This is a genomic window from Lysinibacillus canaveralius, from assembly GCF_047301505.1.
Classification (GTDB): domain Bacteria; phylum Bacillota; class Bacilli; order Bacillales_A; family Planococcaceae; genus Lysinibacillus_B.
Map to the genome: position 1 here is coordinate 1030757 of NZ_CP154840.1, position 16725 is coordinate 1047481.

Sequence of the window (16725 nt, forward strand, 5' to 3'; positions counted from 1 at the left end):
AATGGAAAAGAAAATTTGTATGTTCGTGTGGAATCACTTTACCAATGATGCGCGCGTGATGCGTGAATGTACCGCCTTATCTGAAGAAGGATATCACGTAGACCTGATATGTATCCATGATCCAAATAATAAATCAATGCCTTTTGAGGAAAGAATTAATGAACGTTTTACGGTTTCGAGAGTACGTCGTTACCCTCATCTCCTGATATGGATGCAGGGAGCTATCCGTACCTTAAAGCAAAATAAATGGCTGGCTGTGCTGCTGCTCGCTGGCTGGTTGGCTTGTGTATGGTTGTGGCCGGTGCTAACAATTGCTCTCTCGCTTATCAGTTTTGCCTTACTCAAAACGAAACTGAAAAAAATCGTCATCAATCTTTGTATCCTCATTCGGATGATTAGAAGGGGGATACAAAAAAAGTACGATATTTATCATGCCAATGATTTAAATACGCTTCCGCAAGGCATTGCATGTGCAAAACTCAGGTTTAGCCAAAAAAAGCTCGTATATGATTCCCATGAAGTACAAACGAGCCGGACAGGCTATGGCCGAATGCATGCGCAGTTAGAAAAGTATTTTATTAAAAAGGCAGATGCGATGATTGTTGAAAATCATACAAGGGCTAAATACAACGAGGAGTTATACGGCTTTTACCCGAATGTCGTTCATAATTATCCGTTTAAGGCCGTAATTGAGACTAAAAACATAGTAAATTTACATGAATTGTTAGGTTTGAGGAACGAAGAAAAAATTCTCCTTTACCAAGGAGGTATTCAAACGGGCCGTGGTTTAGACAAATTGATTGAAGCTGTCCCATTGATCAAGGAAGGAATTGTTGTACTGATCGGAGATGGAAAGATAAAGGGAGAGCTCATGCACAAAGTAAGAGAAATGCGGCTCGAGGAACGAGTAAAGTTTCTGCCGAAAGTCCCGCTGCGAGATCTGCCCTCCTATACAGCAAATGCTTATGTAGGGTTCCAGATTTTGAACAATGTGTGCTTCAACCATTATTCTGCATCGTCCAACAAGCTGTTTGAATATATGATGGCGGGGGTTCCAGTAGTTGCCTGCAGCTTTCCAGAAATCAAAAAGGTCGTAGAAGGGGAGGAAATCGGTCTCTGTATTGATTCCCACAATCCGGCCGAAATTGCCTGGGCAGTAAATGAGCTGGCGCAAAACCGTGAGAAAAGGGATACCTTTAGCAGAAACGCTATACTCGCAAGACAAAAGTACAATTGGGATCTAGAAAAGGAAATATTGATTGGACTTTATGACAAGTTAGAGGAGGCAAACAGTAATGTATCAGTTAACAATTGATAAACAAACCTATAAAGGCAGCGAACAAAAAACGCTCGTTAAATATATTTTCAGTGACATGGATATACAATCACATACGGAAAATGCCAGTATGGATGAGTTAATCTACTTATTCAAAATCGGCAATCGAAGTGTTATCCATAATTTTGAGTGCAGCGAACAAATTTCCATTCCTTTCATCTCCAATAGTTTTACGATTCAAAGCATTATCGAAGAGAAAAACCTGCAAGAGCCGGATGTGTTTTTTCTTTATATTAATAATAGAAAAAACTTAATGAAAATCGTAAATAAATTAATTCCCTTCCAAAAGCCAATCATCACACCATCGGCAAGTGATGACCTGTTGAATGTTTTCCGTACTAATAATTTTAATGAGTACAGCGAAGGGCTGCTTGATGAAACATTATATTTCCCTTCCTTTTATTCTGAAGCGGATCAAGAAGAGGTATTTTTGAAATTGGGCGCTGCTAGTCCAGCACAGAGACAGGAAGAGTTACCTTCTCAAAAGCTCGAATCCAAAGTAATTGAGCTGGAGGTATTGAAGGAAATTTCCACACTTCATCGTGAACTTGATTCATTAAAAGGTGAGTTTGCTAAAAAGACAAGTGATACAAATATGCTTATTCAGTCTATCCCAGAACAGATTGAATCCTTACAGAAGGAAAAAGTGAATTTGACACAGCAAATGAAGGAATTACAGGAACAGTTAAAAAAGAAAGCAGAGATAGAGAAAGCGCTCAAGCAGCAAAATAAAGAGCTTGAGACGAAATATTTAGCAGCTGCTGCACACCATACAGAGCTGCAGGCACAAGTTGAACAACAAATTGTTGATAAGCTGCGCATTGTGGATGAAATGGATATCTATATAAACGAGACAACTTTGCTTGTGAACGAGAATCGTTACTTCAAGAGTAAATATGAAGAAATGAGCGGGAAGTTCAACGATCTTCAAGAGCGGTACCTGGTATTAGAAGGAAGATATGAGGCGTTAAAAAATTCAAAGCTAGGCAAGCTGACATTGAAATACTGGGGACTTAAAAACAAAAGGAGATAATAGTGATGCAATTAATTGAAGACAAAAAACATGAATTTCAAGAGCTGAGAAAGAAATTGGTCGAGCAGCTATACACTATTAATCCAAGCTTTGACGGGTGTAAACTATCAAGCGTACTGGATCTCCAATTTTCTGCGGATAAATTCAGCAGAAATGAGCACGTACAAGTTACAAATGAAGAAAATGGTATTGCTATTAAATGCAATTATGAAGAGAAAGCATTCGGCTACTCCTACTTCGTTGATCTGGACATGCTGGATCAAATCAAAAATGTTTTGAAAGAGCATGAGGAAGTAGCCATCAAATTTAAAATGTACCAAGAAGAGCAGACAAATACGGAAGTCCATCTCATCCTTTTATATGAAGATGGAGACCGGAAGAGCTACCGCTTATTGGGTGATAATTTCAATTACCTGAAAGCGACAAATAAGGAGAAATTGACCGGTATTAAGTTTGGGGTTCGTACGACTGGAAAAGGCTATGTCTATATCCAAAATCCGTTCCTGTATACGGTCAGCCGTGATTCAAATAGTAATAAGGTGAAGAGAATCGACAAAGAAATTAAACAGTTCAATGTCATTTTTATCGGAGATGAATTTACAACGAGAAGCTTTGAACCAGAATTTAATCTGATCAAAGTGCAGCCGTACAAATGGAAGGGCGAGCTGAATGCTAACAACATCGACCTGTTCTTCTGTGAATCTGCATGGGTCGGCAATGATGGCCATTGGAAGAACATGGTTGGCACAAAAGGACCACGGAATAACTCGCATTTATTAGAGCTGGTGAGATGGTGTAAAAATAATGATATCCCTACGGTTTTTTGGAATAAAGAAGATCCGTTCCATTATGACGTATTCATCGAAACGGCAAAGCATTTTGATTACGTATTTACGACGGATTCCACATCCATCGAGCACTATCAAAAAGACGGCTGTGGAAATGTAGATGTATTTCCGTTCGCGGCACAGCCGAAATTTCATAACCCAATTGAAAAATACGACCGGAAGGAAAAGGTCGTATTTGCCGGAGCGTATTATGGAGACAAATTCCCTGAGCGTACAGAAGTTATGAATAATATGATTGAAATTTCCGGTAAATACGGGTTGGAAATCTTCGACCGAAATTACAATAATCCTGCGTCACCGAACCAGTTCCCTGAGCGCTTCAAGGATTATATCGTTGGCACACTGCGCGGGGATGAAATTGACTACGCATATAAAGGCTATAAAATTGCCCTGAATGTTAATAGTATTGTAGATTCACCAACGATGTTCGCAAGACGTGTATTTGAAATACTGGCATCTAATACACCGGTTGTCAGCTCGAAATCACTCGGTATTGAAACTATGTTTGGTGATCTCGTTGTCGCATCGAATGATTTCGATCAGCTTCAGACACGCATTTCAAACTATTTTGAGGACCGTGAGTATTACGAGAAATCAAGGTTGCTTGGCTTACGCAAAGTGTTGCAGGAACATACGTATGAAGAACGAATCGTACAGATGCTGGATTTCATGAAGATTGAATACAAGCAGGCTGAAGCAGATATAGCGGTAATAGGTATCGTGAGGTCAAGAGACGATTATGAAAGCTTGATGGCACAGTATGGGCGACAAATGTACGCCCATAAGAAATGCATTATCCTCCTTGACATCTTCCCGGGCTATTTGGAAATTTTCAATACACATAATCAAGGAAACATCAGCACATTCCTGCTGGATTATATGCATCATTACAATTCAATCGAGCAAATGGTCGGGGCAAAATATATCGCCTTCTTTAACCCAGTACATTATTACGGAGAAAATTACCTGACGGATTTAATGCTGGCGACAAAGTATGTACCAGACGCTCATGTGATGAAGGCCGGCGGTGAGCAGTATAGATTCTCTACTTGCGGCTACCTCGATAAAGGGATTCTGAAGGTAGAACAACTCTTTACGAAAAATCCGAATGAGTTAATGGAGTGCTTGTCTCAGGATTGTGAAATCAGTAAATGGTTTACAAACGGCTCTCAATTTTTCAACATCGATGGTTTTAACTTCATTGAAAACTATCACGGTGTAAAAGAGATTGAGGCGGAAATTCAATATAAGATGGTATAGGTGAATTATGAGAAAAATAGCTTTTATAGGACATGACTTGAAGTTTATCAATCATATTATCGACTATTTCGATGCGCATTCGGAGTATGAGGTGAAGAAGGACGAATGGCAGGGCCATGAAGCACATAGTGAAGCAAGAAGCCTGGAGATTGTAGAGTGGGCAGATATCCTGTTCTGTGAATGGGGGCTTGGTAATGTTATTTGGTACCAGGAAAGAAAAAAAGAGCATCAGAAACTCATCGTGCGTCTTCACCGTTTTGAAATGGATACGAAGTATGTGAAAATGTTCGACTACACAAAAATTGATATGTGTATCGCGATTTCTCCTTATATATTTGAAGAGTTTTATAGAGTGGCTAAAGTGCCAAGGGAAAAAATGAAAGTTATTTTCAATGCTGTAGATACGGAACGTTTCAATAAACCGAAAAAGGCGAAGGCAGGTTTCCACCTGGGCATCATTGGCTACGTACCGAAGCTAAAACGCCTGGACCGGGCAATCGATATTTTTGAAAAGCTCTACGCAAAGGATCCCCGCTATAAGCTGTTTATCAAGGGCAAGCACCCGAAGGATTTCGGCTGGGTATGGGATAATACCGAGCAGCGCGAGTATTATGAAGCAATCTTTAAGCGTATCGATAAGTCGAATTATAAAAAGAATGTAGTATTTGAAGGCTGGGGGGATGTAGCAGAATGGCTGCAAAACATCGGCTATGTTCTTTCAGTCAGTGATTACGAAAGCTTCCATATGGCCCCGATAGAAGGGATGGCTTCAGGGGCCTTACCAGTAGTACTAAGAAGGGAAGGAGTAAATACGATCTTCCCGCAGCAGTTTATTGTTGAAACCCATGATGAAGCAGTAGAGTCAATCTTGCAAACCCAATTAGCCGATGTAGATATGCTGAAAGACTTTGTTTCCTCAAATTATGGTCTAGAGGTCGTCTGCAGGGAAATAGAAGAAGTACTGAACGATCAAAATCCGAATAAGACAGCGGGTGAAATACATGAAAGCATTACTTAAAAACGAACAAATATTTAATGGCAAACAGAAAGTTAAATATTTATTTATCCCTTCCAGGAAGAAAACCGAGCATTTGGTTGTCATGTTTTCCGGCTTTAATCCAATCGGGACACCGCCAGCCTATAATTATATCCGCACATTACAGCATACGGATGTAAATAAGCTGTATATTCTTGATGACTACGGCAGCAGAGGCTGTTACTATCTCGGGGAAAACAGAGTATTCGATGTAGAGGAATCGGTTTATGTATTAATCCGGCAGATCGCTTCGGACAACAGTATAAAGGATGAAAATATTATCTGCTGTGGTTCAAGTAAGGGAGGATATGCCGCCTTGTATTATTCCATCAAATACGAATTCGGGCATGCAATTGTGGCAGCGCCGCAGACGTATCTTGGGCGGTATTTATATAATGTCGGGGAATATCCGACGTTAGAGTACATAGCAGGAGGTGTATCGCAGGAAGACGTGGCGTTTTGTAATGATCTTTTATTCGACCTTGTGAGAAAAGCAAGAAAGGTGCCGCAAATGATGATCCATGTTGGTCGCGGGGATCATCATTACAAAGGACATGTCCTGCCCTTTATTGAACACTTGGAACAGCGCGGCTTCTCATGTGAGCTGGATGTCGGTGAGTTTGCAAACCACGGAGAGGTAAGCTTTTATCAAAAATTACTTGTTTCAAAAATGAAGGAAATCGTTCCATTTTTGGAGGATCCACTGGAAATTACGTCATTTATAGTAGAGCAGGATCATCATGAATTCCTACTCAGCACACAAAGCAATCGAGAAGTCCAATATGCCTGGTATATTTTCAAGGATAAGGAAAAGGTGAAAACCTTCCCGTATACAGATAGCGGTACACTGCGTTTTATAGCAGTTGAATCCGGTTGTTACCATTTCGTATCGTTTGTTAAAGACACGGATAATCGAATTGTGTATCGAAAGTCCAGTGAATACAAAGTTGAAATCGCCTCTGGGCAATTCCAGGGGATCGATGGCTGAATTGAAAAAAGGCAAGAAGGGTGTGAAGAGATGACTACTTTAACTATATTAGGCGGATGTACAACAAGAGATGTATTGGAATGTGCCCCGAATAACTTTGAACTGAGCGAATACTTCGCCCGCACCTCCATCATTAGTACGATGTCAACAGCCGCCGACATTGATCATTCCTTGATCGATTTGTCATCAAGCTTCCAAAAAAGATGTGTGATGCGGGACATCTCCAAAACTTTTTTCAGTGAGCTTGAAAAGAAGAGGGGCCAATATATAGTAATTGATTTCATTTCGGAGCGGCTGAATTTAGTGAAGGTTGGAGACTCCTACATCACTCGTTCCAATGAACTGGTGAAATCGAAGGTGCTTGATAAACTGAAGGACTGCCAGATTGTCAAAAAGCTGGATGATAGCATGCAAAAGTTATGGAAAGAAAATGCGCTGCAGTTCTTCCAGAAACTAAAAGGTTACTTTGGGAACCACATTATTATCCACAAAACGAAATGGAGACATCATTATCTCGATACAGATGGGGCTGTTCAGGCATTTCCAAATGTAGAAGAAATCGAGCTTCGAAATGAAGAACTGGATAACTATTATAGATTCGTCGAGAAACATTTCCCAGAGTTCATTTTTATTGATATGACGGACAATCGTTATTATGCAAGTGCATCTCATAAGTGGGGGTTAGCCCCTTATCATTTCGAGGATCACTATTATCATAGACTTCTGCAAAAACTCGCTGAAATAACGGATACATGGGCTTCTTCAATCTATGAAAAAACAATCAATGGAAGGAAGCTGCAGCTATTCTTCAACACGGTGATTCGGCCAGAAGGAAATCGAGTACCGACATTGAATGGCAGTATTTTTACCGGGGAACATGGAACAGACATAGGAGACTGCGACTATTTTGAGGGTATACCAAAATTTAAGGAAACGAATAAGGTTTTACAGCGCCTTTTCGCTCTATTAAATGAAGCTGTTCAATCTGGCAAAACAGAAAACTTTCAAGAGATCGATACGAATCTAGCAGAGCTGCTAGGTAAAATAGAAGATGAAACAGAAGAGGATCTTTTCAGAAATTCTTCCTATTTAATGGGGATGCTTATCACCTTGCTCGTACGCTATGATTTTCTAACAGGGAGCCGCCAACACAGAGAAGTAATACGGCAATTAGCTGAAATGCTCTGCACACAAAAGCGGCCTCTTCCTAATCGGGAAGATAAACAGCTGTATACAACACTTTACTATCAAGAGCCGCTGTTTGATCTGCCGTCGAATGTCATGGCAGTATTTGCTCTGCAGGATGTCTGGCAATATACGAAAGATGCACGATACGCCTCGTTGTACAATGAAGGAAAAGAACAGATGGTAAAGGTCTTGCCCCTTTATGAGTTGGGTGGGATGACAGCTGAAAATCTCCACCATATATTGAATGACGGCAGCCTGCCTGAATACAGTGCCGGTTTCCATTTATTGAATGCTGAGTATTTATCACTTCTGTGTTCTATTGAAGAGGATGAGCGCTTAAAAGAGGTGGCAGAAAGGTGGCTGTCCTACGTAGAAGGGGCTGAGGCCTACCCAGACTTTCAAGACACAAGCTTTCGCCTGATGACAGGCCCGGAAGATATGACAGAGCAATCATCCATACAGTTGAACGGCTCATCTGCCCGGTTTGAAATAAGCTGCAAGGATGGTTGGATGACCTCTGCCCGCATTACTCGTAAGGGTCAGCCTGATCAGGTAGTGCTTGATACATTTGAAAAGAGTTTTTCTTTTGTCTTTAACAAGACGGAGTATATACTGACGATTCAATTGAGGGATCGATTTAATAACCGGTTTGAAAAATCATATGAACTCATTAGCGGAGAGTTGGAAGAAGAGAGATTTATGAACCTGCTGAAAAATCTAGAGGATAATACGTCCGTTTCGCTTAACGAGGACAAGCTGGATATACAGGTCAATAGACCATTGCAGGATGCGTCGTACGCGTACTATGTCATCATTAACGATCAGGTAATTCATAAAGAATGGTATAGCAGGAATACCCATTTCCAGTTCCCAGTGACCCAACGTGAAGAAGTAGAAACGGCAAAATGCGTTGTCTTTGTAAAAAAAGGTGCGCTCAAAAAAAATTACACATTAACTGTAAATGTATAGGAGAGATTTCGCAATGAAACTATGTACAATCGGACTAGGATATATTGGACTACCAACTTCCATCATGTTTGCAAAACACGGGGTGGAAGTAGTAGGAGTCGACATTAAGCAATCGGTGATTGATTCATTGAACAGCGGTCGGATTCATATCGAGGAGCCAGGTTTGCAGAATGCTTTAGAAGAAGTGATTGCGAGCAATAAATTTAAGGCATCAATGGAACCAGAAAAGGCAGATGCGTTCATCATTTCTGTCCCGACTCCAAATAATGACGACCAATATAAATCATGCGACCTCACATACGTATTAGATGGGATAAAGCGAGTGCTGCCGCTAGTAGAGAAAGGCAATGTCATTATTGTGGAGTCCACAATCGGTCCACGCAGTATGGATGACTTTGTTAAGCCGCTTGTGGAAGAAGCAGGCTTTATTGCAGGGGAGGATATTTACCTCGTTCACTGTCCTGAGCGTGTATTGCCAGGTCAAATCCTGCATGAACTAATCTACAACAACCGTATCGTCGGCGGTATTACTCCTGCTTGTACAGAGGCGGGTGTTCGTGTGTACGGGACGTTTGTTAAGGGTGAAATCATTCGAACAAATGCAAAGACAGCAGAGATGTCCAAGCTTATGGAAAATACATTCCGTGATGTAAATATTGCCCTGGCAAATGAACTGGCAAAAGTATGTAACGAACTGGAAATTAATGCACTGGAAGTTATTGAGATGGCTAATAAGCATCCGCGTGTAAACTTGCATACCCCAGGTCCGGGTGTCGGCGGACACTGTCTTGCAGTGGATCCATACTTCATTGTGGCAAAAGCACCGGAAACGGCGAAATTGATTAATCTGTCCCGTGAGATCAATGTATCGATGCCCGAATATGTTGTACAAAAGGTGAACGAGCTAATGGAAATCCGCGATGGGAAAATAGTGACAGTATTTGGTTTGACATACAAAGGAAACGTGGATGATATTCGTGAAAGTCCAGCTATGGATATTTATAACTTGTTAAGAGCTGAAGGAAAGCTCGATGTGCGGGCATATGATCCACACGTCAACCAGTCATGGGTCGAGCGGGACTTGACTACAGCAGTCGCTAATTCGGATCTGGTGCTGATCCTGGCAGACCATAATGAATTCAAACAATTTACAAACATCGACCTGGCAGGGATGAAGGACAAGCTGATTTTCGATACAAAAAATATTGTACATTCCGTAGAAGAAGGTATTGAATATTACAACTATGGGAATCTATTCGAGGCGATGAAAAAGGAACCAGTAATGCAATGATTGCCTTATCTACAGTCTTAAAGGAGCAAGTTAGTCACTTCAGCCTGATTTTCCGGGTAAGTGCAAATGATATTAAAAGCCGCTACCAGTCTCATTATTTAGGGGGGCTGTGGCAGTTTTTAAATCCTATATTGCAAATCAGCGTCTATTGGTTTGTGTTCGGACTGGGAATCAGGGGAGGGTCTCCAGTGGGGGACGTCCCTTTTTTCCTTTGGCTGATCACGGGTCTGATTCCTTGGTTGTACATAGCACCCGTATTGAATCAAGGGACAAAAAGTATATCAAGTAAAATCAATATGGTTTCCAAAATGAAATTTCCGGTCAGTATACTGCCAACGATCGCCATGCTCAATAATGTTGTTCCTTTCGTCGTCATGATGATAATCGGCATCATATTGGTGGTCGTCAACGGTGCATTTTCAGGCATTTATATAGTACAGCTTCCTTATTATTTGCTATGTATGGCGGTACTTGTTTACGGTGTAACGCTGCTGACTGCAACATTATCCATTGTTGCACGAGATATTCAGCTTCTTGTACAGTCGGTTGTTAGGTTCATGATGTTCCTTCTGCCGATTTTATGGAATATGGGGAATTTAAATGCAGTCCTTATTGTCGTCCTGAAACTAAATCCTTTCTTCTACATTATTGAAGGGGTAAGAGCATCGATCATAGGCGATACATGGTTTTTTGAGGATATGACCTATACAGTTTATTTTTGGAGTATAGCATTATTGATCCTTGTTATAGCCAGCAGTTTGCATGTGAAATTCAGAAATCACTTTGTTGATTTGATGTAGGAGGTTTCGAATTGGAGCCGAAAGTAATTTTTAAAGATGTAAGTAAATCATATAAAATCTATAATAAGCAGTCTGATAAGCTAAAAGAGTTGTTTTTGTTCAATGGGAAGAAGGCTAAGCAGTTCCATGCACTTCGTCATATTTCCTTTGAAGTGTATGAAGGAGAAGTAGTAGGCGTTGTAGGGTTGAACGGAGCGGGGAAATCTACCCTATCCAATTTGATTGCCCAAATTATCCCTCCCTCAACAGGAGAGGTGATCATTAATGGGGAGCCTTCTCTTATTGCTATTGCAGTCGGACTAAATAATCAACTAAGCGGAATCGATAATATTAAAATGAAATGTCTTATGCACGGGCTCAGTCACCTGGAAATCCGCCAACTGATGCCTGACATCATTGAGTTTGCAGACATTGGCGACTTCATCCATCAGCCGGTAAAAAATTATTCGAGCGGAATGAAGTCAAGGCTTGGGTTCGCCATCTCGATCCATACAAATCCGGATATCCTGATAGTTGATGAAGCGTTATCCGTCGGGGATAAAACGTTTTACCGGAAGTGTATTGATAAGATGAATGAGTTCAAGGAGAAAGGAAAAACGATCTTCTTCATCAGTCATTCTGAAAGTCAGGTCAGAAACTTCTGCGATAAGGTATTGTGGCTTGAACATGGTGAGGCGAGGCTATTTGGTGAAGCGGCATCAGTGCTCGATGAATATTCATGTTATGTGAAGGAGTTCAATTCGCTGCCGACTAAGGAGAAGAAGCAGTTCAAGGAGGAAGGCCTGAAGCGGCAATATGAGCCGTTCGTGCAAAAGGAGCCAAACCGAAAACCAGAAGGCGGAGGCTGGAAAAAAGCGGTTGAATATACAATTGCATTCGCTTTGTATGTAACAGCACTTATCTCCGCTTTTCTGATGTTGTGGAACGTTTAATGCTGATTCCTAGGGGAAGGGCAGCCGATTTTTTTCGTGAAAGCATGTCTATTTCGTTTTTCCACCGCATACATTATGCTATCGGACAACAAATTTGTTAGCCGTATATAAAGCTAATTGGGGAGGAATAGTTGTGGATTCATTAAAAGTATCGTCTCGCTCTAATCCAAATTCGGTTGCAGGTGCATTAGTTGCTGTTATTCGGGAGCAAGGGTATGTCGAGATGCAGGCAGTCGGGGCAGGGGCATTAAACCAAGCAGTAAAAGCAGTGGCAATAGCACGCGGATTTGTCGCACCAAGTGGAACGGATTTAATTTGTGCTCCGGCATTTGCGGATATTACTATCGCAGGCGAGGACCGCACGGCATTAAAATTGGTTGTTGAAAAACGAAGTCGATAAAAATTTAAATGTATGCTGGCTGCTTCGGCGGCCGGCTTTTTTTATTTGGCAAATAAATTAGTAGACGAGCTGTCAGCCATAACAAACTTTTGCTAACCTCTTTGGTATTTCCTTTTTATATGTTGCTGCTATAACTAGTAGGGAAAATTATATTCTATTACATACTGAACCCTCGTTTTTCACACAATGGAAGCCATTCGCTCAATCCTCCTACTTAGGACTGAAATTTTTGTAGAAACGGATATTTTCAATAGTACAGGCAACCCGTTCATGTTAAACTGATGAAGGAAATTCATATATAAATTGTTTTTTAAGGAGATGTTGAAATGTTACATCAGCTTTCATGGAAAGTCGGTGGGCAGCAAGGTGAAGGGATTGAGTCAACGGGTGAAATCTTTGCAACGGCCATGAACCGTTTAGGATATCATTTATACGGCTATCGTCATTTCTCTTCTCGTATCAAAGGTGGCCATACGAATAACAAAATTACTGTACGTCCGGAAGAAGTACGCTTTATTGCGGATGATTTAGATATTTTAGTAGCATTTGATCAAGAAACAATCGATGTGAACTATAAGGAATTAACGGAAAACGGGATCATTTTGGCGGATGCGAAGTTTGATCCGAAAAACCCGGAAGACTGCAAGGCATCGCTTTATGCGGTTCCATTTACGGAGATTGCAGCCGAGCTTGGAACATCATTGATGAAAAACATGGTAGCGATTGGTGCAACTGCTGCATTGATGAACTTGAGTGAAGCCGTGTTCCAAAATGTTGTAACGGATATCTTCGGCCGTAAAGGAGAAGAAGTTGTTGCAAAAAACATGCAGGCAATCGAGCGTGGCCGTATTGCTATTACGGAGCAGGTCGGTGAGCGTGCAGGTTCATGGGAGCTTGCACCAGCAGATGGCAAGCGCCGCATGTTCATGATCGGTAATGATGCAGTGGCATTAGGTGCACTTGCAGCAGGTGTCCGCTTCATGGCAGCTTATCCAATCACACCAGCATCAGAAATTATGGAATACATGATTAAAAAGCTGCCGCTTGTTGGCGGTGCAGTTATCCAAACAGAGGATGAAATCGCAGCAGCAACAATGGCGATTGGTTCAAACTATGGCGGTGTTCGTGCCTTTACAGCATCAGCTGGTCCGGGTCTGTCACTTATGATGGAAGCAATCGGCCTATCAGGGATGACAGAGCAGCCGCTTGTTGTTATCGATACACAGCGCGGCGGTCCGTCAACAGGTCTGCCAACGAAGCAGGAGCAGTCAGATTTAATGGCGATGGTATACGGAACACATGGTGAAATTCCAAAGGTGATTATCGCGCCATCGACAATGGAAGAAGCGTTTTATGATACGATCCAGGCATTCAATATTGCTGAAGAGCTGCAACTGCCGGTTATTTTATTGACAGACTTACAATTATCGCTTGGTAAGCAATCTGTGGATCCATTTGATTACAGCAAAATTGAAGTTCGCCGTGGTAAACTAGTCATTCCGGAAGATGCGGAGTCTAAAGAATACTTCAAACGCTATGAAAACACAGAAGACGGCATTTCGCCTCGTGTCCTGCCAGGCAAGCTTGGCGGTATCCACCACGTAACAGGGGTTGAGCATGACGAACAAGGGAAACCGTCTGAGGCGACAGGAAATCGCCGTACACAAATGGATAAGCGTTTCCGCAAGCTGGAGCACCTTCGCTTTGACAATCCAGTGCATGTAAACGCACCGCATGATGAAGCAGATGTACTGCTTGTAGGATTCAACTCAACTCGTGGAGCACTTGAAGAAGTGCAGGATGCATTGAATGCAGAAGGTATTAAAACAAATCACGCGCAAATCCGCCTGATCTCTCCATTCCCAGCGGAGGAAATGAGCGCGTTAGTAAATAAAGCGAAAAAGGTCATCGTTGTGGAAAATAACGCAACAGGCCAATTAGCAAACATCATGAAAATGTCTATCGGCGGCCACGGTAAAATCCGCAACGTATTAAAATATGACGGGACACCATTCTTGCCGCGTGAATTAACAAATCTAGTGAAGGAGGAAATCTAATAATGGCTACATTCAAAGATTTCCGTAACAGTGTAAAACCGAACTGGTGCCCTGGATGCGGGGACTTCTCCGTACAGGCAGCAATCCAGCGTGCAGCAGCCAATGTCGGTTACGAACCACATGAACTGGCAGTGATCTCAGGAATCGGCTGTTCGGGACGTATCTCCGGTTATATTAACTCTTACGGCTTCCATGGCATCCATGGCCGTGCATTGCCAATTGCCCAAGGGTTAAAAATGGCTAACCGTGATTTAAAAGTTATTGCTTCCGGCGGTGACGGCGACGGCTTTGCGATTGGGATGGGACATACTATCCATGCAATCCGCCGCAATATCGATATTACGTATGTGGTCATGGATAACCAAATTTACGGACTGACAAAAGGGCAAACATCTCCACGTTCTGCTGCTGGTTTCATTACGAAATCAACACCAGGCGGGGCAATTGAGCCATCATTAAAACCATTGGAAGTCGCACTTACTGCAGGCGCTACATTTGTAGCACAAGGCTTCTCTACTGATATTAAAGAGTTAACGGCAATGATCGAAGCTGGTCTTAACCATAAAGGCTTCTCATTCATTAACGTATTCTCACCATGTGTGACGTACAATAAGGTAAACACATACGACTGGTTCAAGGAAAACTTGACGAAGCTTGCTGATATTGAAGGGTATGACAACACAAACCGTGAACTTGCAATGCAAACAGTGATGCAGAACGAAGGGTTAGTGACAGGAATCGTTTATCACGACCAAGAAACAAAGTCATATCAAGAAAAAGTGGAAGGCTACTCCGAGCTTCCGCTAACAGATATTGATATCTCATTAAGCGAAGACCAATTCGATACACTAGTGAAAGAATTTATGTAATCAAGGCTCTGATTTATAGAGACTTGAATCATCAAGGCCCGCTATGCTGCTTGTCAGCCTGGCGGGTTTTTACTTTTACAGTAAAAGAGAGAAGGCTCCTCCTAGGAAACTAGATAGACATCAGTATATTTTCCTTCTAATTCCTTTTTAAACCTATTTTTTACATATAATTTACAACCGATTCGCAATGTATTTAAAGTCATCTGCTATGCTCAAGCCAAAGGGGGCTTATACGTTGCGAAAATACATAAAAGTGAAAGACCGGTTGACCATACTAATGTTTGTCTGCATCATTTCGAATATTCTGCTCGCCGTATTCAGTATGGATTATTTACGTAAGATGGAACGCAGCACGGAAGCGATGTACGAAGAAAAACTTCTTTCCCTGAATGCACTTTATCATGGAGATGAGCTTATTGAATTTGATTCAAAGATGGCCTTTTTTCAAAATGCCAATGCAGCTGCTGAGGAAGTAGAGGCTTACATTTTAGAGAGGGCCGAAAAACAGGTAAACGAATATAAGAAAGACGTCAAGCGGGGTTACTGGCTTATTATAAGTGTGTGTGCGGTAATGGTAGTCCTTGTTATGTGCTTTGCGATTAGTGCCTCAAGGGCGGTACATCAACCAGCAATGGAGCTCAAAAAACTATTAAAGCTTACGCAGCAAGGGAAGCTTGGTCATTTTGCCACCTACAATGGCAAGGATGAGCTTGGAGAGGTTATGCGTTATTATAACGAAATGATGCACAATCTACAGCAGCTTATTACAGTTGTAGGGACAAGTGCAAACTCGGTCGCTGCTTCAAATGGGAAGCTGGAAGAGTCTTCTAAGCAAACAACGAAGGCAGCAGTACATATTACGGCTGATACTGAGCAGCTGACACGGACAGTAAGTGAAACAGCAGCCCAGCTTATTGATAATAATGAAGCAGTACGGCAGGTTGTTATTCATATGGAGGAAATCAAAAACCAGATTGGTGAAGTAGAGGGAAATATGGAGAAGACCTATGAGGAATCGGTATCTGGCAGTCGTCTGATCACGCAAAATATAGGGGCTATTCAGCAAATAGAACAGGTAACATATGATGCTACCGCTGTTATGGATGAACTGCAGCAAAAATCAAGGGATATTCATCAGGCAGTTGACCTTATTGAATCGATCGCAAGTCAGACAAGCTTGCTCGCATTGAATGCATCAATTGAAGCTGCGCGTGCAGGCACGGAAGGTAAGGGGTTTGCCGTCGTGGCGAATGAGGTGAAAAAGCTTGCCGCTCATTCGATTGAGGCGACAAAAGTGGTGTCTGTATTGGTTGGTACTATACAGGAACATTGTGAAAAGGCTGTACTCAAAATGCAAGAGGCTCAGGAATGTGTCGCAGACGGCAGTGCTGCTACCGAACAAATGGCGGCTAAGTTTGAAAGTATCTCATCGCAGGTAAAAGACGTTACCCCACAATTGCGTCAGGTAGCGCATATTGTAGACTCGGTCTATACTTACACAGAAAACGTAGCAACTGCCTCCCATGAAATAACATTACGGACGGATGAAAACGCTAATCGGATTGCAGCTATTTCCTCAGGAGTAAATGAACAGCTAGCAGCGACAGAAGATATTCATACACAAATTATCTCAATCTCTAAAAACACACAATCTCTGCTCCATGCTGTGAGCAGGTTTACGACACAGTAATTGGAACCCTCTCCATCCGGAGGGGGTT

13 protein-coding genes are annotated in these 16725 nt (G+C 41.9%); all 13 read left to right on the plus strand.

Features of this window, described 5'->3' with window-relative positions; all coding sequences use genetic code 11:
• Position 1 precedes the first annotated feature (1 nt).
• Complete coding sequence (locus tag AA0Y26_RS05030) at positions 2 to 1315, plus strand: glycosyltransferase (RefSeq protein ID WP_413365677.1); 1314 nt, start codon at positions 2 to 4, stop codon at positions 1313 to 1315.
• Positions 1296 to 2369, plus strand: coding sequence for a hypothetical protein (locus tag AA0Y26_RS05035; RefSeq protein ID WP_413365679.1), 1074 nt, complete (start codon positions 1296 to 1298; stop codon positions 2367 to 2369). Before AA0Y26_RS05030 ends, AA0Y26_RS05035 begins: the two co-directional genes overlap by 20 nt.
• A gap of 5 nt (positions 2370 to 2374) precedes the next feature.
• The gene (locus AA0Y26_RS05040) at positions 2375 to 4477 is read left to right on the plus strand and encodes a glycosyltransferase (protein WP_413365681.1); all 2103 of its coding nucleotides are present in this window, start codon (positions 2375 to 2377) and stop codon (positions 4475 to 4477) included.
• 7 nt (positions 4478 to 4484) lie between these two features.
• Positions 4485 to 5495 (plus strand): glycosyltransferase family 4 protein, encoded by a 1011-nt coding sequence (locus tag AA0Y26_RS05045; protein WP_413365683.1) that lies wholly within the window; start codon positions 4485 to 4487, stop codon positions 5493 to 5495.
• A complete protein-coding gene (locus AA0Y26_RS05050; protein ID WP_413365685.1) occupies positions 5479 to 6501 on the plus strand; it encodes a Two component regulator three Y domain-containing protein in 1023 nt (340 codons plus the stop codon). The genes AA0Y26_RS05045 and AA0Y26_RS05050 overlap by 17 nt, the downstream gene beginning before the upstream one ends.
• Before the next feature lie 30 nt (positions 6502 to 6531).
• Entirely contained in the window at positions 6532 to 8658 is a 2127-nt protein-coding gene (locus tag AA0Y26_RS05055; RefSeq protein ID WP_413365686.1) for a DUF6270 domain-containing protein, read from the plus strand.
• A 13-nt stretch (positions 8659 to 8671) separates the two neighbouring features.
• Positions 8672 to 9949, plus strand: coding sequence for a nucleotide sugar dehydrogenase (locus tag AA0Y26_RS05060; protein WP_413365688.1), 1278 nt, complete (start codon positions 8672 to 8674; stop codon positions 9947 to 9949).
• Positions 9946 to 10749, plus strand: a complete 804-nt coding sequence (locus AA0Y26_RS05065) for an ABC transporter permease (protein WP_413365691.1) — start codon at positions 9946 to 9948, stop codon at positions 10747 to 10749. Before AA0Y26_RS05060 ends, AA0Y26_RS05065 begins: the two co-directional genes overlap by 4 nt.
• Positions 10750 to 10760: 11 nt before the next feature.
• Complete coding sequence (locus AA0Y26_RS05070; RefSeq protein WP_413365693.1) at positions 10761 to 11681, plus strand: ABC transporter ATP-binding protein; 921 nt, start codon at positions 10761 to 10763, stop codon at positions 11679 to 11681.
• A 133-nt stretch (positions 11682 to 11814) separates the two neighbouring features.
• A complete protein-coding gene (locus AA0Y26_RS05075) occupies positions 11815 to 12081 on the plus strand; it encodes a stage V sporulation protein S (protein WP_188225262.1) in 267 nt (88 codons plus the stop codon).
• Between the two features lie 326 nt (positions 12082 to 12407).
• Complete coding sequence (locus AA0Y26_RS05080; RefSeq protein ID WP_413365695.1) at positions 12408 to 14138, plus strand: 2-oxoacid:acceptor oxidoreductase subunit alpha; 1731 nt, start codon at positions 12408 to 12410, stop codon at positions 14136 to 14138.
• Between the two features lie 2 nt (positions 14139 to 14140).
• Positions 14141 to 15007: a 2-oxoacid:ferredoxin oxidoreductase subunit beta gene (locus tag AA0Y26_RS05085; protein WP_413365697.1), complete on the plus strand. Its 867-nt coding sequence runs from the start codon at positions 14141 to 14143 to the stop codon at positions 15005 to 15007.
• 235 nt (positions 15008 to 15242) lie between these two features.
• Complete coding sequence (locus AA0Y26_RS05090) at positions 15243 to 16697, plus strand: methyl-accepting chemotaxis protein (RefSeq protein ID WP_413365699.1); 1455 nt, start codon at positions 15243 to 15245, stop codon at positions 16695 to 16697.
• The last annotated feature ends 28 nt before the right edge of the window (positions 16698 to 16725 follow it).

Bases quoted from the DNA above. Each gene is read 5' to 3' on its own strand.
- AA0Y26_RS05030 (WP_413365677.1), top strand. From the start codon at position 2: ATGGAAAAGAAAATTTGTATGTTCGTGTGGAATCACTTTACCAATGAT.
- AA0Y26_RS05035 (WP_413365679.1), top strand. From the start codon at position 1,296: ATGTATCAGTTAACAATTGATAAACAAACCTATAAAGGCAGCGAACAA.
- AA0Y26_RS05040 (WP_413365681.1), top strand. From the start codon at position 2,375: ATGCAATTAATTGAAGACAAAAAACATGAATTTCAAGAGCTGAGAAAG.
- AA0Y26_RS05045 (WP_413365683.1), top strand. From the start codon at position 4,485: ATGAGAAAAATAGCTTTTATAGGACATGACTTGAAGTTTATCAATCAT.
- AA0Y26_RS05050 (WP_413365685.1), top strand. From the start codon at position 5,479: ATGAAAGCATTACTTAAAAACGAACAAATATTTAATGGCAAACAGAAA.
- AA0Y26_RS05055 (WP_413365686.1), top strand. From the start codon at position 6,532: ATGACTACTTTAACTATATTAGGCGGATGTACAACAAGAGATGTATTG.
- AA0Y26_RS05060 (WP_413365688.1), top strand. From the start codon at position 8,672: ATGAAACTATGTACAATCGGACTAGGATATATTGGACTACCAACTTCC.
- AA0Y26_RS05065 (WP_413365691.1), top strand. From the start codon at position 9,946: ATGATTGCCTTATCTACAGTCTTAAAGGAGCAAGTTAGTCACTTCAGC.
- AA0Y26_RS05080 (WP_413365695.1), top strand. From the start codon at position 12,408: ATGTTACATCAGCTTTCATGGAAAGTCGGTGGGCAGCAAGGTGAAGGG.
- AA0Y26_RS05085 (WP_413365697.1), top strand. From the start codon at position 14,141: ATGGCTACATTCAAAGATTTCCGTAACAGTGTAAAACCGAACTGGTGC.